Origin of the sequence: Azospirillum oryzae (assembly GCF_900177515.1) — a bacterium.
Taxonomy (GTDB): Bacteria; Pseudomonadota; Alphaproteobacteria; order Azospirillales; family Azospirillaceae; genus Azospirillum; species Azospirillum oryzae_A.
In genome coordinates, this window is the sequence record NZ_FXAK01000007.1 from 991,791 (window position 1) to 1,013,573 (window position 21,783).

The following is a 21,783-nucleotide window of genomic DNA, read 5'->3' on the forward strand; positions in this document are numbered from 1 at the left end:
TGGGTGTTCCCCCCGGCATCAGATCTCCTCAGGATCCCACGCGCATGACCAACATCCGTCCCGTCGCCGCCCTGCTGCTGGGTGGCATGCTCGCGGCAAGCCCCGCCCTGGCCCAGTCGAAGGGGCAGATTGAGCGGCTGCAATCGCTGGAAACCCAGGTTGCGGCGCTGGGCGGTCCGGTGGAGGTGGCGCAGCTGTCGCCCTCCGTCGCCGCCGACTTCGAGATCCGGCTGCAGAACCTGGAACGCGCCATCCAGGAGCTGACCGGCAAGTACGAGGAATCGACCTATCAGGTCACCCAGCTGCGCGAGCGCCTGGAGAAGGTGAACGCCGACGTCGATTTCCGCCTGAAGGAGCTGGAGAAGGGCGGCGGGGCCACTGGAGGCGCCATGGGCGGCGCTATGGGCGGTGCCATGGCAGACGCCGCGCCGTCCAAGCCGTCGAAGGCTGCCGACGACAAGAAGCCCGCCGACAAGCCGGCACAGACCGCCGCGGCCAATCCGCCCTCGACCGCCGGCCTGTCGCCGGAGAAGCAGTATGAGCAGGCCTTCGAACTGCTGCGCAACTCCGACTATGATCGGGCGGAGAAGGCGCTGCAGGAGTTCATCGCCAAGAACAAGTCCCATGCCTATGCCGGCAACGCGCAATATTGGCTGGGCGAGAGCTATTACGTCCGCAACCGCTACCCGGAGGCGGCCCAGGCCTTCGCCGAGGTGCTGTCCAAGTACCGCACCAACCCGAAGGCGGCGGACAGCCTGCTGAAGCTGGGCATGACCCTGCAGCAGATGAACAAGAAGTCGGATGCCTGCACCGCCTTCAACCAGCTGCTGACCAAGTTTCCCGAAGCCTCGGCCAGCGTGAAGCGCCGCGCCGACACGGAGCGCAAGCGCATCAATTGCCCGGCCTGATGGCCGGCGACTCCGATCCGGTATCGCGGGAGGAGTTCGCCCGTACGATGGCGGCGCTGGGCGGGTTCGAACCGGCGCCGGCCGTCGCCGTCGGGCTTTCCGGCGGCGGCGACAGCATGGCGCTGGTTCTGCTGCTGCGGCATTGGGTCGCAGAGCGGAACGGAAGCCTGCTGGCGCTGATCGTCGACCATGGCTTGCGGCCCGAATCGACCGGCGAGGCGGCGGCGGTGGCGCAGGCGATGGCCCGGCACGGCATTCCTCACCGCATCCTGCGCTGGGACGGGGAGAAGCCCAAGACAGGGCTGCAGGCGGCGGCGCGCGCGGCGCGGCACCGGCTGCTGGCGGAGGCTTGCGGCGAGGCCGGCATCCTGCATCTGGCGCTCGCCCACCATCGCGACGATCAGGCGGAGACGGTGCTGCTGCGGTTGGCCCGCGGCTCCGGCATCGACGGGCTGGCCGGGATGGCCGCAGTGCGCGCCGATGGGGCGGTGCGGGTGATCCGGCCGCTGCTGGGCTTTTCCCATGACCGGCTGCTGGCGACCTGCCGCGCCGAGGCTGTCGACTGGATCGAGGACCCGTCCAACCGCAATCCACGCTTCGCCCGTGCCCGGCTGCGCGCCGCCGTCGATCTGCTGGGCGGGGAGGGGCTGGACGCCACCCGGTTGGGCGAGGTCGCCCGCCGTGCCGGGCGAGCGCGCGCCGCCCTGGAACAGGCGACTGCCGGCCTGCTGGCCGAGGCGGCGACCATCCATCCGGAAGGCTGGATCGCGCTGGCACCCGCGCCCCTGCTGGCCGCGCCGGCGGAGATTGCGCTGCGGGCGCTGGCCCAGGCGCTGAGCGCGGTCGGCGGGCCGGCCCATCCCGTGCGCGACGAAGCGCTGGAGCGGCTGCTCGGCGCATTGGCGGACGGGCAGGGCACGACTCTGGGCGGCTGCGTGGTGCGGCTGCGGCGGGGCGCCGTCATGGTGGCGCGCGAGCCGGTCGCGGCAACGGAGCGGCTGAACGTGCCGCCGGGCGGGCGGGTACTGTGGGACGGCCGCTTCGACCTGCGGCTGTCGCCGAGTCATGGCGAGCCTGTCACGGTCGCGGCGCTGGGGGCGGCGGGCTGGCGCGAATGGGTGGCGCGGACGGCGCCGGCGAGGGTGCCGGACCTGCCGGTTCCGGTACGGGAGACGCTGCCAAGCCTTTGGTCGGGAACGGATTTGCTTGGCGTACCGATGATCGGTGGGCGATACTGGTGCGACGCAGATGGACAGGTCCCGATGGACCGCGCGATCTTCCGTCCACTTTCGCCGTTGGGAAGACCAGCTTTTACGGTTGTTTCGGACCGGCGCGGCATTATTTAATCAGGGAACGTGCCCGTAGGAGTCCGGGGTGCGGCCTTGTCGGCGCACCGCATGGCGATGGGTTCGCAGAAAGGCGTGTGACGTGAACAATTTCGGCAAGAACCTCGCGCTCTGGATCATCATAGGGCTGCTGCTCGTGGCCCTGTTCAATCTGTTCCAGAGTTCTTCCACCCGCAGCCCGCAAACGACCGTTCCGTTCAGCGAGCTTCTCGCCGAAGTGGACCGGGGCCAGGTTGCAGACGTGACGATCAAGGGCAACCAGGTTTCGGGCCATTTCTCGGACGGCCGCTCCTTCAGCACCTATGTCCCGCCCGAAGCGGGTCTGGTGGAGCGCCTGACCAACAAGAATGTCCGGATCAATGCGGTCCCCGACGACAGCAACGTGCCGTCGCTGTTCTCGGTTCTGCTGTCCTGGTTCCCGATGCTTCTGCTGATCGGCGTCTGGATCTTCTTCATGCGCCAGATGCAGTCCGGCGGCGGTAAGGCCATGGGCTTCGGCAAGTCGCGGGCCCGCCTGCTGACCGAAAAGGTCGGGCGCGTGACCTTCGACGACGTCGCCGGCATCGACGAGGCCAAGCAGGAGCTGACGGAGATCGTCGAGTTCCTGAAGGACCCGCAGAAGTTCCAGCGGCTGGGCGGCAAGATCCCGAAGGGCTGCCTTCTGGTCGGCCCGCCGGGTACCGGTAAGACGCTGACCGCCCGCGCGGTGGCCGGCGAAGCCAATGTCCCGTTCTTCACCATTTCCGGTTCGGACTTCGTCGAGATGTTCGTCGGTGTGGGTGCGTCCCGCGTCCGCGACATGTTCGAACAGGGCAAGAAGAACGCCCCCTGCATCATCTTCATCGACGAAATCGACGCGGTCGGCCGCCATCGCGGCGCCGGCCTGGGCGGCGGCAACGACGAGCGTGAGCAGACCCTCAACCAGCTGCTGGTCGAGATGGACGGCTTCGAGGCGAACGAGGGCGTGATCCTGATCGCCGCGACCAACCGTCCGGACGTTCTCGACCCCGCGCTGCTGCGTCCGGGCCGCTTCGACCGTCAGGTCGTGGTGCCGAACCCCGACGTGCTGGGCCGCGAGAAGATCCTCAAGGTCCACATGCGGAAGGTCCCGCTGTCGCCGGACGTCGACGCCAAGGTCATCGCCCGCGGCACCCCCGGCTTCTCCGGCGCCGATCTGGCGAACCTGGTGAACGAGGCGGCGCTGCTGGCCGCCCGCATCGGCAAGCGCGTCGTCGGCATGGCCGAGTTCGAGGCCGCCAAGGACAAGGTCATGATGGGTGCGGAACGCCGCTCCATGGTGATGACCGAGGACGAGAAGAAGCTGACTGCCTACCACGAGGCCGGCCACGCCATCTGCGCCATCCACTGCGCCGACAGCGACCCGGTCCACAAGGCCACCATCATCCCGCGCGGCCGTGCGCTGGGCATGGTGATGCGCCTGCCGGAAGGCGACCGCATCAGCCTGTCGCAGGCCAAACTGCTGGCCGACCTGACGGTGGCCATGGGCGGCCGCATCGCCGAGGAGCTGATCTTCGGCAAGGAGCGGGTGACCACCGGCGCCTCGGGCGACATCAAGATGGCGACCGAGATGTCGCGCCGCATGGTGACGGAGTGGGGCATGAGCGACAAGCTCGGCCCGCTGCTCTACGGCGAGCCGACGCAGGAGGTGTTCCTGGGCCATTCGGTGACCCAGCACAAGAACATGTCCGATCGCACCGCCCAGCTGGTCGACGAGGAGATCCGCCGCATCGTGGACGAGAGCTACGACCGCGCCCGGACCATCCTGACCGAGAACATCGACCAGTTGCACACCCTGGCCAAGGGCCTGCTGGAGTACGAGACGCTGAGCGGCGACGAGATCAACCGTCTGCTGCGCGGCGAACCGATCCTGCGCGACGACGACCGCGAGACGATGCCCGTCCCGCCGCGTCCGACCACCGGCAGCGGCCGCCGGTCCTCCGTTCCGCCCAGCAGCGGGCAGGAGAGCGGCGGCATCGGTCCGGAACCGCAGGGCACCTGAGTTCTCAGGGGTCCGACATGAAGAAGGCGGCGCTGCGAGGCGCCGCCTTTTTTGTTGGGTGTTCCTGGAGTGCTCAGTGCTCTGCCCCCTCCCTAACCCTCCCCCGCTGCGCGGGAGAGGGGACTGCCGCTGATGCCTCAGAGCGCCCCCTTCTGTTCGCGGCGACGGTCCAGCGCGACGTCGAACTGGCGCAGCAGCTTCTGCATGCCTTCGAAGTACAGCTTGCGCGAGGGCGTGTTCTTCATGCAGCGGGCGTCGAGATGGGCGACGCTGGTCAGCGCCGACACGCAGTAGCCGAGCAGCCAGTAGCGCGAGCGGATGCTGCGCAGATAGTCGCGGAAGGGCTCCGGCTGGCCGTTCATGAAGCTGCTGAAGGAGGTCTCGTAGTCCGACAGGATGGTGCGGATGTCGAGCAGCGTGGTTTCCAGCAGCTTGCCCACCCGCTCGATGTGCATCAGCAGCTGGGTCTCGTAGGGCTTGTGCATGCGGATGTCGACCGGGATGCAGTCCCGCGAGTTCAGCCAGGTCAGGATGGTGCGGGCGCGCGGGGCGATGCGGCGCAGCTGGTATTCGTAGAAGGTCGTGCCCTTCCACGCGCTGAAGATGGTGTCGGCTTCCGACCGTTCGATGCCGAAGGCGGAGACGAACAGGCCGGCCTCTTCCAGATTCGGGTTCCAGATCGCTTCCAGGAAACGCTCGATGCTTTGGGCATTGCCGTTGCCGCCGGACAGCGCCTTGCGGACGATCGGCTCGATGCGGGCACGGATCAGACGGCGGAGCTGGTGATCCTCCTCGTTGGAGATCAGCCAGTGTCGCGGATCGACGCCGACCTTTTCCGCCTCGAAGCAGGTCTTCAGCAGGAAGGCGTCGAGCGACGGCACGTCGTCGATCATCTGCAGCATCTTCATGTCGCCGATGATGCCGTTCTCCTGCGGCCCATGCTTCAGGCCGAACTGCTCCTCCAGAAGCGTTTCGGCGTTGCGGCCGCGCAGATAGATGGCGATGCCGCCGGCCTCCGGCGCGCGGGCGTTGTGCGGCACATAGATGCCGGTCTCCACCGGGCGCTCGCCGCCTTCCAACTCCTCGTCCTCGGCGATCGGATCGCCGCCGTCGTCTTCGCGGTCGTCGAAGTTCGGGTATTTGAACAGGATGCAATTGTTCAGGCCCTGGGCCTTGAACATGCGCTGCTCTTCCGGAATCTCGCGCGTGATGGCGATGAGATTCATCGACACGCTGGAGCCGCCATAGAGGATCTGCTCAAGGATCGGAGAAACCGAGTCCATTTTCTTGCGAGCGCGCATGAATATTACCCAAATCCGCGAATATTGCGCAAATCATAAACGCCGTTTTTGCAAACGCAAAGAGGGATCGGCGGACCGATCCCTCTCTTCATCATGCGATTGCGGGCGCCGTTCTCCGGCTCAACCGACCGGATTTCAGCCGGCCTTCGGCGTGCCGCCCAGCGAGCCCAGCAGGCTGGCGACCTCGGCCGCCTCGTCCACCGCGACCATGCCGACGGTGTGATAGCCGCTGTCGACATGCATCACCTCGCCGGTGACGCCGCTGCCCAGATCCGACATCAGGAACAGGCCGGCGCCGCCGACCTCCTGGATGGTGACGTTGCGCTTCAGCGGGGCGTTCAGTTCGTTCCACTTCAGGATATAGCGGAAGTCGCCGATGCCGCTGGCGGCCAGAGTCTTGATCGGACCGGCGGAGATGGCGTTGACACGGATGTTGCGGCCACCCAGATCGACGGCCAGGTAACGCACGCTGGCCTCCAGCGCCGCCTTGGCGACACCCATCACGTTGTAATGGGGCATGACGCGCTCGGCGCCATAATAGGATAGAGTGAGCAGGCTGCCGCCGTCCTTCATCAGCGGCACGGCGCGCTGCGCCACCGCGGTGAAGGAGTAGCAGGAGATGTCCATGGTGCGCAGGAAGTTGGCCCGCGTCGTGTCCAGGTACAGCCCGTCCAGTTCGTTCTTGTCGGAAAAGGCGATGGCATGAACCACGAAGTCCAGCCCGCCCCATTCCTTCTCGATGGCGGCGAAGGTCGCATCGATGCTGCCCTCGTCCGTCACGTCGCAGGGCAGGACGAGCTTGGCGCCGACCTGCTCGGCCAGCGGCTTCACCCGCTTCAGCAGCGCATCGCCCTGATAGGTGAAGGCAAGCTCCGCCCCGTGCTGGGCCAGGGTGGAGGCGATCCCCCAGGCGATCGAACGATCGTTGGCCACGCCCATGATCAGGCCACGCTTGCCGGCCATGAGCGGCATCGGATTGGACATCGGAACCTCGTGAACGACGGATGTGCTGCGGGACGAGCCGCGAAAAGTGGGGCGCATCCTACACGAAAGCGCCCACCGGTCAAACCGACGCGGGCGATTCGGCAGCAGGAGGCGTCGCATGGCTCACCCTAAGCACAGTGACGGGCGCGAGGAGGAGGAGCGCAGCCGCATCCTGACCGGCCTGAGGGAGCTTGGCGGCTTCTTCGGCCATTCGATGCTGCGCTTCTACAACGACAACTGCTTCCAGACCGCGGCGGCGCTGACCTACACCTCGCTGCTGGCCATCGTGCCGATGATGACCATCGGCTTCGCCATCTTCTCCGCCTTCCCGGCCTTCAGCGCGCTGCAGCTGCGCATCCAGACTGCCCTGGTGAAGAATCTGGTGCCGGAGATCGGCGACGCGATCCTGGAATATCTCGGCCGCTTCATGGCGAACGCCGGGCAGATGCCGATCTTCGGCGTGATCGGGCTGGCGGTGTCGGCGGTGCTGCTGATCTGGACGATAGAGGGGTCCTTCGCCACCGTCTGGCGCGTGCGCGAGCCGCGATCCTACGTGACCCGCATCCTGTCCTTCTGGGCGGTGGTGTCGCTGACCCCGCTGTTCGCCGGCGCCAGCCTGTCCCTGTCCAGCACGCTGTGGACCGCGCTGGAGGTGGCGCATCTGGAGGGCGTGGTCCATCCGCTGGCGGGAATCGGCATGCTGCTGCCGTTCGGGCTGCAGCTGCTGGGTTGCACGCTGCTGTATCTGGTGATCCCGAATCGCGACGTGTTCTGGCTGGACGCGCTGTGCGGCGGCGCCATCGGCTCGATCCTGCTGGAAGGGTCGAAGGCGATCTTCGGCTGGTACATGCGCGAATACCCGGCCTACCAGACCATCTACGGCGCCTTGTCGGTGGTGCCGATCTTCCTGTTCTGGCTCTACATCGCCTGGTCGACGGTGCTGTTCGGCGCGGTGGTCGCCGCGTCGCTGCCGGAATGGCGGGCCGGCAAGGTCACCCGCGGCGGCATGGAGGGGCTGCTGCCGGCCCAGCGTCTGGCGCTGGCGCTGGCCGTCCTGCACGAGCTGATGGAGGCGAGCCGGCTGGGCGTCGGCATGCGCCGCCGCACGCTGGTCGGCCGGGTGCCGGTGGGCACGCTGCTGATCGACGGCATCCTGGAACAGCTGCGCGACGCCCATTGGGTGGCCCACACCACGCGCGACGCCTGGGTGGTCACCCGCGACATGGGCGAGGCGACGCTGCTGGAGCTGATGAAGGCGCTGGGCATCGGCATGCGCGGCTCCGTCCACGGGCTGGGCGGGCTGGACCTGCCCTGGCAGGAGCGCACCGCCCGCCTGCTGGACGCCGCCGAGGCGCGGCAGAGCGACCTGCTGAACGTGCCCTTGAAGCTGCTGCTGAACGACGACCTGCCGCCGGAAGGACAGCCGGCCGGGCAGGGGAGCGCCGGGCCGGTGCCGTTGCGGGCGGTGAAGAAGTGACTCCCTCTCCCGGGGCTCTCAGCGGATCTTCGATCCGCCTGACGCCGTCAGCACGAACTTCGTTCGTGCGAGAGGCGGGAGAGGGCACCTGTCGCTTTTACTCCAGCCCCGCCTTCTTGCGGACGTCGTAGCTGCGGGTCTTGGCCCATTGCTCGACAAACTTGACCAGTTCGGCGTCGGGCGGGTCGGGGAGGACGACCTTCAGCTTCACATACTGGTCGCCGGGCTGCTTGGTGGCCTGATTGACCACGCCCTTGCCGCGCAGCCGCAGGACCGAACCGGTGTTGGCGCCGGGCGGCACCTTCACCGCCACCTTTCCGCTGATGGTCGGAACATTGACGGTGGCGCCCAGGACCGCCTCGTTCAGGGTGATCGGCACCTCGACATGGATGTCGCTGTCCTGCCGGGTGAAGTAGGGGTGCGATTCGACATGCACCTCGACGATGGCGTCGCCGTTGGGCATGCCGCCCATGCCGGGCAGGCCCTGGCCCTTCAGCCGCAGCTTCGTCTCGTTCTCCGTCCCCGGCGGAATGGCGACGTCGATGCTCTTGCCGTTGGACAGGTTGATGCGGCGCTTCGACCCGTTCGCCGCCTCGACGAAGGGGACGGTGACCGAATAGGAGATGTCGCTGCCCCGCACCCGCGGCCCTGCGGACCCGCCGGCCCCCGCACCCGCACCCGCTCCGGCCCCAGGCCCGCCGGGACGGCGCCGGCCGCCGCCGAACAGGTCGGAGAACCAGTCGTCGCCGCCGCCGAAGAAGGTGTCGTCGGCCGTGCTGCTGTAGGCCCGGCCGCGGCTGCCGGAACGGCCGCGCGAGCCGAAGCCCGCGTGCCGTTCCTGCCCCGACGGGTCGATCTCGCCGCGGTCGTAGCGGGCGCGCTTCTCGGCATCCGACAGCAGCGTGTAGGCCGCCGAGATTTCCTTGAACCGCTCCTCGTTGGCGGCGTCGCCCGGCTTCAGATCCGGGTGATGCTGCTTGGCGAGCTTGCGGTATGCCTTCTTGATGTCGTCGGCACTGGCGGACCGGCTGACGCCGAGAACGCTGTAGGGATCGCGCGTGGCCACGGGCAGAGGGTTCCCGCCCCAGGGGGGCTTAAAGGTTGCGAGTGCGGGGTGCTGGTCGGCGAGTTACGAGTTGCCGATGATCTTCCACGTACCGTCGGCCTGTTTGCAAGCGGTTCCGTACGCCTGCTCCGTCCGGCCCTTCACGACGATGGTCTGCTGGAACTCGCGGCAATAGGTGCCGGCGCTGCTGTAGCCGTCGCGGGTGGTGACGATCGTGCCGGAATTGCCCGACTGCGGGTTGTTCCAGTTGATGCGGTCGCCGACCGGGGCGGCGTAGGCCTGGCGGGCGGCGGTCTCGGCATAGCCGGCATCGGCCTTGTCGAGCGAGCTGCCGACCTCCCGGCCGATGAAGGCGCCGAGCAGGGTGCCGACGCCGGTCGCCACCAGCTTGCCGGTACTGCCGCCGATCTGCGAGCCGATCAGGCCGCCGGCGACGGCGCCGCCCGCCGTGCCGATCGTTTCCTTCTGGCCACCCAGCTGGCAGCCGGCCAGCAGGCCGGCGACGATCATGGCCGGAACGACTTTCTTCACGAACATCCTTGCGCCTCGAAAAGGTTGGTTGCCGCGGCACCTTATCGGTGGCTTCGCGGTGGACAGTGATATAAGCGACCCTATGCTTGCTGTGAATTGTGATGAGGCTGTGACCCTTACGCTTTTGCACGGAAGCCAGCTCGCGCTCCCCCGGCCGGACGGCGGCGCGGGACCCATCGATACAGGACCACAGGCATGACGGACAGCACCGACCGCGACCCTTACGATCTCTTCGCCGAATGGATGAAGGAGGCGGAGCAGAGCGAACCGAACGATCCCAACGCCATGGCGCTCGCCACCGCCGACGCCAACGGCATCCCGTCGGTGCGGATGGTTCTGCTGAAGGGGATCGATCCGCGCGGTTTCGTCTTCTACACCAACACCGAAAGCCGGAAGGGCACCCAGCTGCTGGCGAATCGGAACGCCGCCCTGTGCTTCCACTGGAAGAGCCTGCGCCGTCAGGTGCGGGTGGAGGGGCCGGTGGAGGTCGTCACCGACGCCGAGGCCGACGCCTATTTCGAAAGCCGGCCGCGCGAAAGCCGCATCGGCGCCTGGGCCTCGCTGCAGTCGCGCCCGCTGGAGGGGCGGTGGGAGCTGGAGAAGCGCGTGGCGCAGTTCGCCGCCAAATACGCCATCGGCACCGTGCCGCGCCCGCCGCACTGGACCGGCTTCCGCGTGCTGCCCTCGCGGATCGAATTCTGGCGCGACCGTCCGTTCCGCCTGCACGACCGGCTGGTCTTCCTGCGCGCCGAGGGGACCGACGGCACGCAGACGGGTTGGACCACCGAGCATCTTTATCCGTAAACCGGGGCACTCCAGGCACAGGCCGGCCGTAAGCGCCCCGTAAGGATGGGCCGCTACGGTCGCGCGCCGGCCGGGGCGGCCGGTCGAATGGATAGGGGGGAGCGAGCATTGAGCGACAGTGCGCAGAGTGCGCAGAATGCGGCATCGGCGGACCGGCTGCGCCGCTATGCCACCTATGCCAGCGTGTCGGTGGCCTCCACCCTGATCGCGGCGAAGCTGGCTGCCTATCTGCTGACCGAGTCGGTCAGCATCCTGTCGTCGCTGATCGATTCCTGCACCGACCTGATGGCGTCGGTGGTGACCCTGCTGGGGGTGCGCCATGCCCTGCGCCCGGCCGACGCCAACCACCGCTTCGGGCATGGCAAGGCCGAGGCGCTGGCCGCGCTCGCCCAGGCCGCCTTCATCGGCGGCTCGGCCGTGCTGCTGAGCGTGGAGGCGGTGCGGCGGCTGATCCGGCCGGAGCCGATCACCGAGGGCACGATGGGCATCGCCGTGATGCTGCTGTCGATCGTGCTGACCGCCGGGCTCATCACCTTCCAGCGCCGGGTGCAGGCGGCGACCAACTCCGTCGCCATCGGGGCGGACCGGCTGCACTACTCCGGCGACCTGCTGATGAACGGCGCGGTCATCGTCGCCATCCTGCTGACCGAGGCGACCGGGCTGACCGTGGTCGACCCGCTGTTCGGCATCGGCATCGCCCTGTTCCTGCTGAACGGCGCCCGCGGCGTGGCGCGCGACGCGCTGGACGTGCTGATGGACCGCGAACTGGCCGAGGAGGAACGCGGGCGCATCGTCGAGCTGGCACGGGCCGAGCCGGGGGTGCGCGGCCTGCACGACCTGCGCACGCGCAACGCCGGCACCGGCTGTTTCATCGAACTGCATCTGGAGCTGGACGGTGACTTGAGCCTGACCGCCGCGCACGAGATCGCCGACAGGGTGGAGCGGCGGCTGCAGGAGGCCTTCGCGAATACCGAGGTCATCGTTCACCAGGAGCCGGCCGGGCTGGCCGACGAACGGCTGGATCACCGGATCGTCGGCTGATCACCGGCGGTTGTGGGTGGCGCAGCCTTCGATAGGGTTCCGTAGTGCGGGATAACCCGCATTTCGCGTCGGGCGAGAGGTATCGCACAATCGCCGGGCGTGTGCTCCCCTTAGGGTATCCTACCAAAGGACAGGGGTGCCGGGCATCAATCCGGCACCCCGTTCGTTGCGAATCTGTATCAAAAGCGCAATAATAGTTCTTGGGAGAAAGCGCTCGGCTACAAAACAGCAAGAATGGTGGACATGATGGATGGTGGCTTTGGGCTTCGTCCGCATCTGATCGCGGACATCGCGCAGGAAGCTGGCAATCTCGGAATCGAGATCGCGGATATCGCCGGCCATATCGAGGACGTGAACGCCCGCGTCACCCACCAGTCGGAGGTGTTCACGCAACTGCGCGACACCGGCGCCAAGATGTCGCGCAGCACGCAGCGGATTTCGGAGGCGTCGGCCGTCGCGCGCTCGGTCACCGAGCAGGCGCGGCAGGAGGTCGACAGCTCCCACGACCGGGTGCAGCAGTCGCTGTCCGACATCCATGCGCTGGTGTCGTCGGTGACGGGGATCGAGGGGCAGATCGCCGGGCTGCGCGAGGCGCTGGACCGCGTCGGCAAGGTAGCCAAGGAGATCTTCACCATCGCCAAGCAGACCAACCTGCTGGCGCTGAACGCCACCATCGAGGCGGCCCGTGCCGGGGAGGCCGGGCGCGGCTTCGCCGTCGTGGCGAACGAGGTGAAGTCGCTGTCCACCAAGACCAGCGAGGCGACGACGGAAATCGACGCGACGCTGAAGGTGCTGAACGAGCAGGCCCAGCGCCTGATGGCGGAGAGCGCCGCCAGCGCCGCCAAGGCCCGCGCGGTCAGCGAGGGCACCACCGCCATCGGCACGGTGATCGAGACGGTCGGCCGCGCCATGCGCGAACTGAACGGCGAGACCGACAAGATCGACGCCGCCTCCGCCGAGATCGGCGGCAATTGCGGCGAGCTGGAGCGCGAGATCACCGATCTGGCGGCGGGCGTGAAGCTGTCCAGCGACAATCTGGCGCAGGCGCGCGACCGGGTGAACAATCTGGTCGGCATGAGCGAGCGGCTGATCGGCATCACCGCCGAACTGAACATCGAGACGGTCGACACCCCCTTCATCGCCGCGGTCAAGGACGCCGCCGCCAAGGTGTCCGCCGCCTTCGAGGACGCGCTGGCCCGCGGCGATATCAGCGAGTCGGATCTGTTCGACCGCAAGTACCAGCCGGTCGCCGGATCGGACCCGCAGCAGATGCTGACCCGCTACACCCAACTGTGCGACCGGGTGCTGCCCGGCATCCAGGAGCCGGTGCTGGCGGCCAACAGCCGCATCGTCTTCTGCGTGGCGATCGACGAGAACGGCTATCTGCCCACCCACAACCGCCAGTTCAGCCAGCCGCAGGGCCGTGACCCGGTGTGGAACGCCGCCAACTGCCGCAACCGCCGCATCTTCAACGACCGCGTCGGTCTGGCCGCCGGGCGCAACACCAAGCCCTTCCTGCTGCAGACCTACCGGCGCGACATGGGCGGCGGGAAATACACCCTGATGAAGGACGTCTCCGCCCCCGTCACCGTCCGCGGCCGCCATTGGGGCGGGCTGCGGCTGGCATACAAGGTGTGAGATAGCGGCAGGCGCACGGGCGGGCGCGCCGGCAAGCGCGCGAATTGCCGAACTTCCCTCTTGATCCGTATCAACGCATACGATCAGCCTTGCGGGTGAAATGGCGGGGCAGAGGGAGCGACCATGAAATATGTCGATGAGTTCCGCGATCCGGTGCTTGCCCGCAACGTCGCCGCCGCCATCGCGCGGGAGGTGCGGGCCGACCGCTCCTATCACCTGATGGAGTTCTGCGGCGGCCACACCCACGCCATCTCGCGCTACGGCATTCCCGACCTGCTGCCCGACAATGTGCGCATGATCCATGGGCCGGGCTGTCCGGTCTGCGTCCTGCCGGTCGGGCGGATCGACGACGCCATCGCGCTGGCCCGCCGGCCGGAGGTGACGCTGTGCACCTATGGCGACGTCATGCGGGTGCCGGGGTCGGGCCGGCTCAGCCTGTTGAAGGCCAAGGCGCAGGGTGCCGACGTGCGCATGGTGGTGTCGGCCGACGCTGCGGTGCGCATTGCCGCGGAGAATCCGGACCGGCAGGTGGTGTTCCTCGCCATCGGCTTCGAGACCACGACCCCGCCCACCGCGCTGGCGGTGCGGGCGGCGGCGGCGCAGGGGCTGACCAACTTCTCCGTCTTCTGCAACCATGTGCTCACCCCCTCGGCCATCCAGGGCATTCTGGCGGGGGCGGATGAGGGGCTGTCGCTCGACGGATTCGTCGGGCCGGCCCATGTCTCCGTCGTCATCGGGTCGGAGGCCTACGCCCCTGCCGCCGTCGAACACGGCAAGCCGGTGGTGATCTCCGGCTTTGAGCCGCTGGACGTGCTGCAATCCATCCTGATGCTGGTCCGCCAGATCAACGACGGGCGGGCGGAGGTGGAAAACCAGTTCACCCGCGCCGTCACCGCCGACGGCAACCGCAAGGCCCAGGCGCTGGTGCTGGAGATCTTCGAAACCCGGCCGAGCTTCGAATGGCGCGGGCTGGGCAGCATCCCGCACAGCGGGCTGAAGCTGCGCGAGGCCTATGCCGCCTTCGACGCCGAGCGACGCTTTCCCATCTCCGGGGCCAGCGTGCCCGACCACAAGGGCTGCGATTGCGGCGCCATCCTGCGCGGGGTGAAGCGGCCGGTCGACTGCAAGCTGTTCGACACCGTCTGCACCCCGGAAAACCCGATGGGATCCTGCATGGTCTCGGCCGAAGGCGCCTGCGCGGCGCACTACACCTATGGACGGTTCCGCGACGCCTGACCGGTTCCGGGCGATGCGTCTCAGCCATTGCGACCTTTCACCGCAGGCAGGACGAAGGCTGCTGGACGAACGCCGCCCGGTTAAACATGATGCATATGAAACAATCCGTTTGGCTGCACAATGGCTCCGCGGAAAACGGCAGACGTCGCAAGACTTCGCATTTCATACCGGGAGGACCCGCATGACCTACAAGCATATCCTCGTCCATCTCGACAGCGGCCCGCATGTCGAGGCGCGACTCGACGCCGCCATCGCGCTGGCCCAGAGCCACGGCGCCTTCCTGCGCGGCCTGTTCGCCCAGGGCGACCGCAGCGCCACCAGCGTGATCGCCCGCCGGTCCAGCGACCATCTGGTCGAGGCGGCGGCGCGCAGCGAGGCGCTGTTCAACGAGAAGCTGGCGGCGTCCGGCCTGCAGGGCCATTGGCACGGCCTGACCCACGGCGAATACAACCACGTCATCCGCGAGGTCATCATCTGGTCGCGCTTCGCCGACCTGACGGTGCTGGGCCAGTATGACCGCGAGGCCGGATCGCAGGCCGCGCCGGAGGAACTGAACGAGCAGGTGGTGCTGAACTCCGGCCGTCCGGTGCTGGTGATTCCTTATGCCGGCCGCTTCCCGGTGATCGGCAAGCGCGTCGCCGTCGCCTGGAATGCCGAGCGCGAGGCCGCCCGCGCCCTGTCCGACGCCATGCCGATGCTGGAGAAGGCGTCCGAGGTGACGGTCATCACCGTGCTGACCCAGGCCTCGAACGCCGCGCCGGAAGCGCCGCGGGTCGGGCTGCTCGACCATCTCGCCTTCCACGGCGTGAAGGCGGAGCAGACCCACTTCACGGTCAACGACATCGGCGCGATGGACGCCCTGCTGGCCCGCGCCATGGACACCGGCGCCGACCTGCTGGTGATGGGCGCCCATGGCCATTACGGCTTCCCGTTCCTGCATCGCGGCAGCGGGACTCGCCACGTCCTGCGCACCTGCCCGGTGCCGCTGCTGCTGTCGCACTGAGCGGATGTCGAAGGGGGAGGGGCAACGAACCTCTCCCCCGACGCCTCACGCCGCCTTCACCCCGCTCAGGAAGCTCTCCACCTCCTGGCGCAGGCGGGTGGATTCGGTGCTTAGATGGTCGGCGACGCTGCGGACTTCGCCGGCGGCGCGGCCGGTTTCGCCGGCGGCGCGGGTGACGCCGACGATGTTGCTGGTCACCTGCTGGGTGCCCTGGGCCGCTTCCTGGACGTTGCGGCTGATCTCCTGGGTCGCCGCGCTCTGCTGTTCCACCGCCGAGGCGATGGTCGCGGAGATCTGGCTGATCTCCGTGATGATGCGGCCGATCTCCTCGATTGCCGACACCGCCTCGCGGGTCGCGCCCTGGATGGTGGCGATCTGGCCGGTGATGTCCTCCGTCGCCTTCGCCGTCTGGTTGGCCAGGCTCTTCACCTCGCTCGCCACCACCGCAAAGCCTTTGCCCGCCTCACCGGCGCGGGCCGCCTCGATCGTGGCGTTGAGCGCCAGCAGGTTGGTCTGCGCCGCGATGTTGTTGATGAGGTCCACCACCTCGCCGATCTTCTGCGCGCCGTCGGCAAGGCCGGACACGACGCCGTTGGCCCGGCTGGCGCCGCTGACCGCCTGTTCGGCGACGCGGGTCGACTGCGAGACCTGACGGCCGATCTCGGCGATGGAGGAGGAAAGTTCCTCCGCCGCGGCGGCGACGGTCTGGACGTTGGCGGAGGCCTGTTCGGCGGCCGAGGCCACCGTGGTGCTCTGGCGGTTGGTCTCGTCGGCGGTGCTGGTCAGCGTGCCGGCCGACTGCTGCATCTGGGTCGCGGCACCCGACAGGCTCTGCACCACTGCGGTCACATTGCCTTCGAAGGCGCGCATCAGCTCCTCCAGCCGGGCGGTGCGGCGGGCCTTGGCCTCTTCCTCGGCGCGCTGGGCGGCGGTGAGGCGGTCGGCCTCGATGGCGTTGCGCTTGAAGACGTCGACCGCGTCGGCCATGGCGCCGACTTCGTCCCTGCGGCCGACGCCGGGCACCTCGACCGCGCGGTCGCCGCCGGCCAGACGGCCCATGGCGGCGGTCATCGCGACGATGGGCGTGGCGATGGCCCCGCGCAGGATCATGCCGGCGGTCACCGCGACCAGCACGGAAACCAGCGCGCCGGCGATGGCGGTGAGATAGCCGGTCGAGAAGGCGGCCTTCTGTTCGTCCTTGCGCAGGGTCAGCAGCGCACGCTCCGCATCCCCAATTTGGCGGACCAGCGTGCGGACATTGTCCATCGAGGCCTTGCCCAGCGCCTTCGCTTCCATCGCGCGGGCTTCCTCGCGCGTTTCGGCCTTGGACATCAGGGCGATTTCCTTTTCCGCCACGGTCTGGCGCCAGCTGGCGGCGTGCCTGCGCAAATCCTCCAGCCGGGCCTGCTGCTGCGGATTGTCGGCGGTCAGCGACTTCACCTCCGCCATGGCGCGGTCGAACGCCTCTTCACCCTTGCGATAAGGCTCCAGGAAAGCCTGGTCGCCGCTGACCAGATAGCCGCGCAATCCGGTCTCCTGGTCGACCATGGCCGCCAGCGCCGCGTCGGTGGTCTGGATCACGCGGTAGGTGTGGATCGTCCAGCCGATGGAGGATTGGATGGACGACAGCGTGACGTAGTTGGCAAAGCTGATCGCGCCGATGATGACGATCAGCGCGGCGAAGGCCGTCAGCAGCTTTCCGCCGATTCGGAGATTGATGAACCAGGACATTTCTTGCGCCTCATGTGACCGGACGGGCTTGTCATTCGCGCGGACAGTGGCCTTGCCTCGCGGAGTCGCATCCAATCGGGTGAGTGTCTAACCCGTTCGAATGCAACACCTGATACGGCAGGAATTCCGATTTCGATCATCGAAAATTTTACGTATGACGAAATCTTCTGTCTGTCACACAAGGCCTATACCCGCCTTGCAAACAAAGCGTTAACGCCCCGAGGTTGTTCTACCGATGGTAACGGGATGGGGCGTCGCTATTGCCTCTGCGCGCATGCGGCTTGGGGACGCAGCAACCTGTGCATATCGAAAGACCGCTTTTTGCGGTCAGCGACGCAGCCGCATGTCGATGTGCGGAATGCCGAAGTCGTCGTAGGGTTCGGTGACCCGAGCGAACCCGAAGCTGCCGTAGAAGCGCTCCAGATAGAGCTGTGCGCCGATCAGCACGTCGCGGCCGGGCCAGCGTTCCGACAGCACCGCCAGAGATTCCGCGACCAACGCCCGCCCCAGCCCGGTGGAGCGTTGCGACGGGTCCACCGCCAGCCGGCCGAAGGAAACCGTCGCGTCACGACCCCCGGGATCGGAGATCTCGCCATCCGGGCCAAGGCAGCGGGCGCAGCCGACGATGGCGCCGGCGTTGTCCACCGCGATCAGGTGAAGCGCCCCGGGGTCGCGGCCGTCGATGTCGGGATAGGGGCAAGCCTGCTCGACCACGAACACGCGGCTGCGCAGGGCCAGCAGGTCGTGCAGTTCGTTCAGCGACAGGGCGTCGAAGGCGACGCGGCGGATCGGTGGGCGGCGGATCGTCGAAGTGGACATTTCGGCGGACTGCTCAGGCGATCGCGTTGCGGATCATGTAGTCGGCGATGTCCTTGGGCTTGACCTTGACCTCGGTCAGCGGCTCGTCGGCGGTCATCGCCTTGGCGACCAGCAGGCTGTTCTGCACGTTGGTCAGGGTGATGCGGTAGATACCGGCCGCCCCCTTCAGGCGCGGGTAATAGGTGGGGTCGATCACCTTCTCGCGCCGGCCGAGCCGTGCCAGCGCGCCGTCCTCGTCGAGATCCTCGACCTCTTTCGACTGGACCAGCTTCCAGTCGGATTCGCCACCCCAGCCGGCGGCGACGGCGGCCTTCACCGCCGCCTCGTCTTCCGCGACGCCCAGCTTGTAGATGTGCTTACCCTGGCCGACGTCGGACGCCCATTTGGTCAGGGCGGCGCTGCGCGCGACATAGACGACGGGCATGACGACTCGATCCTCCCGGCACAGGCTGTTGGAGTTGCGTTATTGCAGCGACGATTGGCGGGCGATGGGCGTGATCAGGATGCGGCTGACGACATCCTTGCCGAACATGGCGATCACCGATTCGTCGATCCGGCGGCGCAGGGCTGGGACGTTCGCGATGTTGCCGCGGACGATCCATCCCTCGTCGATGCCCTTGTAGATGGCGGTCAGGATGGCGTCGTGCAGGCGGGGGATGCTCAACTGCACCTCGCCCAGCTTCAGCGCGTCACCGATTTCCAGGTTCACTTCGACCTGGGTGTATTTCTCGATCCGGCCGGCATTCACCACCGGGACCATCAGCGGCTTGATCCGCACCGACGGGGGCAGGGCGCCCGGCGCCCCTTCGTTCGCGGCGGCCGGCAACGCCGACGGCAGGGTCAGGAACAGGGCAAGGCAGAGGGCAGGCAGAAAGCCGCGCATGACAGACACCGCGAAGGACCGGATGGCTGGGATGCTACCGGTCCGACGCGGCGGTTGCAACCGCCGCCCGGGCCTTTGACGGACCCGGGGGCGATTGGTCACGGTCTGGCGGGGATCAGGCGGCCTTCTTGCCGCTGGCGGCGATCGCCTTCTTGTTGACGTCGCCGATGGCCAGCTTGTTCAGCAGCGTGTCGGTGTCCTTTTCCTCCTGCAGCGTCTCGTCCAGCAGTTGCGCCACCTTGTCGAGGCCGCAGGCGGTGGCATAGGCGTGGAGCGTGCCGTAGCTGGCGATCTCGTAATGCTCCACCTTCTGGGCGGCGGCAATCAGGGCGGCGTCCTGAACCTCGGGCGCCAGACCCATCTCGAGGATTTCCTGCGCCTCGCTGATCAGCCCTTCCATCGCGTCGCAATGCTTGCCGCGGGGGCGGGTGTCCATTTCCTCGAACACCTGCTGCAGTCGCTCGATCTGGCCGTTGGTCTGTTCCAGATGGGTCTCGAAGGCCTTGCGCAGCTGGTCGGAGCTGGCGGCCCTGGCCATCTTGGGCAGGGCCTTCGCGATCTGCTTCTCGGCGTGGTAGATGTCGCGAAGATCCTCGATCAGCAGATCCTGCATCGTCTTGGCGGCCATTATGATGGTCCTTCCTCGCTGTGGGTGTTGGCGGAGCGGGGCTCCTGCGCGCCGAATGGCAGCGGGAACAACAGTGGCGGCCACCGGGCGTTGCGGTCTCGAACGGGGATCGGCCTTCGGATAGGGGAGGGGACGGATCATGACGGCAACGGGCGGCGACGGCGAGGTGCTTTTCGAATTCCAGCGGGTCGGCAGCTATCTCAGGGTCACCGCCATCGACGCGAAGACGGGCGTCGAGGTGACGGTGGCCGGCCCGGCGACCGGCAGCCAGGAGCTGCTGAAGCGGACGGCGATCAACAAGCTGCGCTTCGTCCAGAACAAGAATGCGGAAGGCGGAAGCCCGGCCGGTGGTGCGGGCAAGCCTGGGCCGAAAGGTCGCGGCGGCCTTTACTGACCGGCTGTTGTTGGCCGGCTGTTGTTGGCGGGCTGTTGTTGACCGGCCGGGGCCTGCCAAAGAAAACGCGCCGCCGGACGGGGCCGGGCGGCGCGGATCGAAGTCTGGCTTTTGCTGATGGTGAGCGCCGGCATGCCTCCGCCGGCAACCCCGCATGGGACATGGCCGCAATGGACATGGTCCAAGGCCGGATCGCCGGTCGTAGAGCGAACCGCTCGACCCAGACAGTAGACCTATGCCTGCCCGTTGGCACTGGCGCAGGGGGTGTAACGCTTGTAGAACCGCGCATCTCTGAACGAATGGCGCATAGAAATGGCCCTTCTCGCGCGCCGCCACGGCGGGGATGCGAAGAATGGTTCCGGCCGGTCTCAGGCCGGCTTTCGGACAGAGGAACGAAACACCAGGGGATCGAGGCCATGGTTGGTGTGAGGGCGCTTCGTGTGACGGCTTTCCTGCGCGTGTCGGTGATGTCGGCGGTCGTGACGGCAACCGCCTTGACGGCGGCCCTTCCGGTGCTGGCCACCGTGCGGACGGCAACCGCCGCGACCTCGCAGAAGCCGGGCCACGGGACGCAGGATCATGGCGGCCGGACTGCCGCGCCCGCCGCACCGTCGCCGGGTACGCAGGCCGGCGGGGCGGCATCGACGGCGCCCCAGCCCACCACCCCGGCAGCGGGCTGCCTGAAGCCGGACGTGCCGCTGTGCATGGACGACCAGTCGACCTTCCTCAGTGCCGACAAGATGTCGTCCTGTCAGGGCGAGGTGAAGGAGTATGTCGACAAGTCGATGGCCTACCTGACCTGCCTGAATGAAGAGAATGTGGCGACCGGGCGGGAACTGAGCCGCAATGTCGACCGGTTCAACTGCCGCCTGTCGGGCCGCAAGGGCTGCGCCAACTGAGCCTGGGCCAATCGGGGCGGCGTCGCCTGGGGCCATGGCCGCCGGGATGCGGCGAGACGGCTGCGATGTCGGCTTTGGTCGGTTTGTCGCAACTGGCGGGGGTGACCGACTTGCCTCTCGTCAACCAATCCGATGGCTTTGCCGCCGTTCCGACCGCTTTGCCATCGTTCTGACATGCACACGGGCCGCATCCCCTGGGACCGGCCCGCGTTGCATACGGACTTTACACGATCAGCCTGCCTTGCGGCGGGTCTGGCGGCCGGAGCTGCGGCCGAGGCCGATGCGCTTGGCGAATTCCGAACGCTGGGCGGCATAGTTCGGCGCGACCATCGGATAGTCGGGCGGAAGTCCCCAGCGGGAGCGGTACTCGTCCGGCGACATGTTGTAGGTCGAGCGAAGGTGCCGCTTGAGCATCTTCAGCTTCTTCCCGTCTTCCAGACAGACGATGTATTCGGGCGTCACCGACTTGCGAATCGGAACGGCAGGCTTCAGCGGTTCCGCCGCGACCTCGCGCGGCTGACCATTCAGGCCAGTCAGCGACGAGTAGACCGTATTGATCACATCGGGGATTTGCTGAGCAGGCAACACGTTCTTGCTGACATACGCCGATACGATGTCGGCGGTCATCCGCAGCAGCGCATTGTCCGGTACATCGGCGCGAAGCTGGTCGCTCATTGCACTGTGTCCTGGTTTTTCATTTGTCCGTACGAACCAAGTTGCATACCGTGATTTGGGTGTCAATATAATTTCGGCAAGCTCCAAATTAGTTGCTCTTGGCTGCCAGAACAAAGGAACGCGGTGCAAATCAGCCTTCGCTGAAAATCGTTGCGCGGTTGTGGCTGTGCCGCGGCTTTAGCGGCGGTCTAGTAAGCCGGGGCTTGTGATTTTCCGCCGAGTCCGCCGCGGCAATTGGGCGATTTCCCGCTCCTATAACGAACCGGCTATTTCCCTTGTTTCGGCTTCTCGGCAACGCAGAGGTGAAATCCATCTCCAAACCTTCGCGGTGGTGGGGTGCCATGGTTCGGCACGGGCCGGAAGCCGGGAGGCGCGACCTGCGTCTCCGCGTCACTGCGT

At 67.4% G+C, this 21,783-nt stretch carries 21 protein-coding genes; 11 read left to right on the forward strand and 10 right to left on the reverse strand.

Features of this window, described 5'->3' with window-relative positions; genetic code table 11:
• Positions 1 to 44 precede the first annotated feature (44 nt).
• The 3 genes from ybgF (at position 45) to ftsH (ending at position 4,274) form a co-directional block, all read left to right on the forward strand.
• Positions 45 to 908 (forward strand): tol-pal system protein YbgF, encoded by an 864-nt coding sequence (gene ybgF, locus B9N97_RS17170; protein ID WP_167393323.1) that lies wholly within the window; start codon positions 45 to 47, stop codon positions 906 to 908.
• A complete protein-coding gene (tilS, locus tag B9N97_RS17175) occupies positions 896 to 2,254 on the forward strand; it encodes a tRNA lysidine(34) synthetase TilS (protein ID WP_244560750.1) in 1,359 nt (452 codons plus the stop codon). The genes ybgF and tilS overlap by 13 nt, the downstream gene beginning before the upstream one ends.
• 82 nt (positions 2,255 to 2,336) lie before the next feature.
• Positions 2,337 to 4,274, forward strand: coding sequence for an ATP-dependent zinc metalloprotease FtsH (gene ftsH / locus B9N97_RS17180; RefSeq protein ID WP_085088837.1), 1,938 nt, complete (start codon positions 2,337 to 2,339; stop codon positions 4,272 to 4,274).
• 137 nt (positions 4,275 to 4,411) lie between these two features.
• Here ftsH and B9N97_RS17185 read toward each other — a convergent pair whose 3' ends face one another.
• Positions 4,412 to 5,575: a hypothetical protein gene (locus tag B9N97_RS17185; protein WP_085088839.1), complete on the reverse strand. Its 1,164-nt coding sequence runs from the start codon at positions 5,573 to 5,575 to the stop codon at positions 4,412 to 4,414.
• 135 nt (positions 5,576 to 5,710) lie between these two features.
• The gene (gene fabI, locus B9N97_RS17190) at positions 5,711 to 6,559 is read right to left on the reverse strand and encodes an enoyl-ACP reductase FabI (protein ID WP_085088841.1); all 849 of its coding nucleotides are present in this window, start codon (positions 6,557 to 6,559) and stop codon (positions 5,711 to 5,713) included.
• Between the two features lie 118 nt (positions 6,560 to 6,677).
• Between fabI and B9N97_RS17195 the strand changes: the two genes are divergently transcribed.
• On the forward strand, positions 6,678 to 8,036 hold the full coding sequence (locus B9N97_RS17195; RefSeq protein WP_085088843.1) for a YihY family inner membrane protein: 1,359 nt from the start codon (positions 6,678 to 6,680) through the stop codon (positions 8,034 to 8,036).
• Positions 8,037 to 8,133: 97 nt separating this feature from the next.
• Here the strand turns inward: B9N97_RS17195 and B9N97_RS17200 are convergent, their stop codons facing one another.
• A complete protein-coding gene (locus tag B9N97_RS17200; protein WP_085088845.1) occupies positions 8,134 to 9,102 on the reverse strand; it encodes a DnaJ C-terminal domain-containing protein in 969 nt (322 codons plus the stop codon).
• A 63-nt stretch (positions 9,103 to 9,165) separates the two neighbouring features.
• Positions 9,166 to 9,639, reverse strand: coding sequence for an RT0821/Lpp0805 family surface protein (locus B9N97_RS17205; protein WP_085088847.1), 474 nt, complete (start codon positions 9,637 to 9,639; stop codon positions 9,166 to 9,168).
• A 189-nt stretch (positions 9,640 to 9,828) separates the two neighbouring features.
• Here B9N97_RS17205 and pdxH point away from each other — a divergent pair, with 189 nt between their 5' ends.
• The 5 genes from pdxH (at position 9,829) to B9N97_RS17230 (ending at position 15,355) form a co-directional block, all read left to right on the forward strand.
• Positions 9,829 to 10,437, forward strand: a complete 609-nt coding sequence (gene pdxH, locus B9N97_RS17210; RefSeq protein WP_085088849.1) for a pyridoxamine 5'-phosphate oxidase — start codon at positions 9,829 to 9,831, stop codon at positions 10,435 to 10,437.
• A gap of 87 nt (positions 10,438 to 10,524) precedes the next feature.
• The gene (locus B9N97_RS17215; protein ID WP_143266745.1) at positions 10,525 to 11,478 is read left to right on the forward strand and encodes a cation diffusion facilitator family transporter; all 954 of its coding nucleotides are present in this window, start codon (positions 10,525 to 10,527) and stop codon (positions 11,476 to 11,478) included.
• Between the two features lie 243 nt (positions 11,479 to 11,721).
• The gene (locus tag B9N97_RS17220; protein ID WP_244560751.1) at positions 11,722 to 13,116 is read left to right on the forward strand and encodes a methyl-accepting chemotaxis protein; all 1,395 of its coding nucleotides are present in this window, start codon (positions 11,722 to 11,724) and stop codon (positions 13,114 to 13,116) included.
• 123 nt (positions 13,117 to 13,239) lie between these two features.
• A complete protein-coding gene (gene hypD / locus B9N97_RS17225; protein WP_085088853.1) occupies positions 13,240 to 14,352 on the forward strand; it encodes a hydrogenase formation protein HypD in 1,113 nt (370 codons plus the stop codon).
• Positions 14,353 to 14,533: 181 nt separating this feature from the next.
• Positions 14,534 to 15,355 carry a universal stress protein gene (locus tag B9N97_RS17230; protein ID WP_085088855.1) on the forward strand — a complete coding sequence of 274 codons (822 nt, stop codon included), beginning with the start codon at positions 14,534 to 14,536 and terminating at the stop codon, positions 15,353 to 15,355.
• Positions 15,356 to 15,400: 45 nt separating this feature from the next.
• On the opposite strand, the gene B9N97_RS17235 is transcribed toward B9N97_RS17230, so the two are convergent.
• The 5 genes from B9N97_RS17235 to B9N97_RS17255 all read right to left on the reverse strand — a co-directional run bounded on the left by B9N97_RS17235 (position 15,401) and on the right by B9N97_RS17255 (position 19,416).
• The gene (locus tag B9N97_RS17235) at positions 15,401 to 17,086 is read right to left on the reverse strand and encodes a methyl-accepting chemotaxis protein (RefSeq protein ID WP_085088857.1); all 1,686 of its coding nucleotides are present in this window, start codon (positions 17,084 to 17,086) and stop codon (positions 15,401 to 15,403) included.
• Between the two features lie 327 nt (positions 17,087 to 17,413).
• Positions 17,414 to 17,905 carry a GNAT family N-acetyltransferase gene (locus B9N97_RS17240; RefSeq protein WP_167393324.1) on the reverse strand — a complete coding sequence of 164 codons (492 nt, stop codon included), beginning with the start codon at positions 17,903 to 17,905 and terminating at the stop codon, positions 17,414 to 17,416.
• A 13-nt stretch (positions 17,906 to 17,918) separates the two neighbouring features.
• Positions 17,919 to 18,329: a hypothetical protein gene (locus B9N97_RS17245; RefSeq protein ID WP_085088859.1), complete on the reverse strand. Its 411-nt coding sequence runs from the start codon at positions 18,327 to 18,329 to the stop codon at positions 17,919 to 17,921.
• 39 nt (positions 18,330 to 18,368) lie between these two features.
• Positions 18,369 to 18,788, reverse strand: coding sequence for a hypothetical protein (locus B9N97_RS17250; protein WP_085088861.1), 420 nt, complete (start codon positions 18,786 to 18,788; stop codon positions 18,369 to 18,371).
• A 115-nt stretch (positions 18,789 to 18,903) separates the two neighbouring features.
• Positions 18,904 to 19,416 (reverse strand): YciE/YciF ferroxidase family protein, encoded by a 513-nt coding sequence (locus B9N97_RS17255; RefSeq protein WP_085088862.1) that lies wholly within the window; start codon positions 19,414 to 19,416, stop codon positions 18,904 to 18,906.
• 139 nt (positions 19,417 to 19,555) lie between these two features.
• Here B9N97_RS17255 and B9N97_RS17260 point away from each other — a divergent pair, with 139 nt between their 5' ends.
• Together B9N97_RS17260 and B9N97_RS17265 are read left to right on the forward strand one after the other, a co-directional pair.
• The gene (locus tag B9N97_RS17260) at positions 19,556 to 19,810 is read left to right on the forward strand and encodes a DUF6898 family protein (RefSeq protein WP_085088864.1); all 255 of its coding nucleotides are present in this window, start codon (positions 19,556 to 19,558) and stop codon (positions 19,808 to 19,810) included.
• A 416-nt stretch (positions 19,811 to 20,226) separates the two neighbouring features.
• Positions 20,227 to 20,709, forward strand: a complete 483-nt coding sequence (locus B9N97_RS17265; RefSeq protein ID WP_244560752.1) for a hypothetical protein — start codon at positions 20,227 to 20,229, stop codon at positions 20,707 to 20,709.
• Positions 20,710 to 20,940: 231 nt separating this feature from the next.
• Here B9N97_RS17265 and B9N97_RS17270 read toward each other — a convergent pair whose 3' ends face one another.
• The gene (locus B9N97_RS17270) at positions 20,941 to 21,384 is read right to left on the reverse strand and encodes a Ros/MucR family transcriptional regulator (RefSeq protein WP_042701716.1); all 444 of its coding nucleotides are present in this window, start codon (positions 21,382 to 21,384) and stop codon (positions 20,941 to 20,943) included.
• Between the last annotated feature and the right edge of the window lie 399 nt (positions 21,385 to 21,783).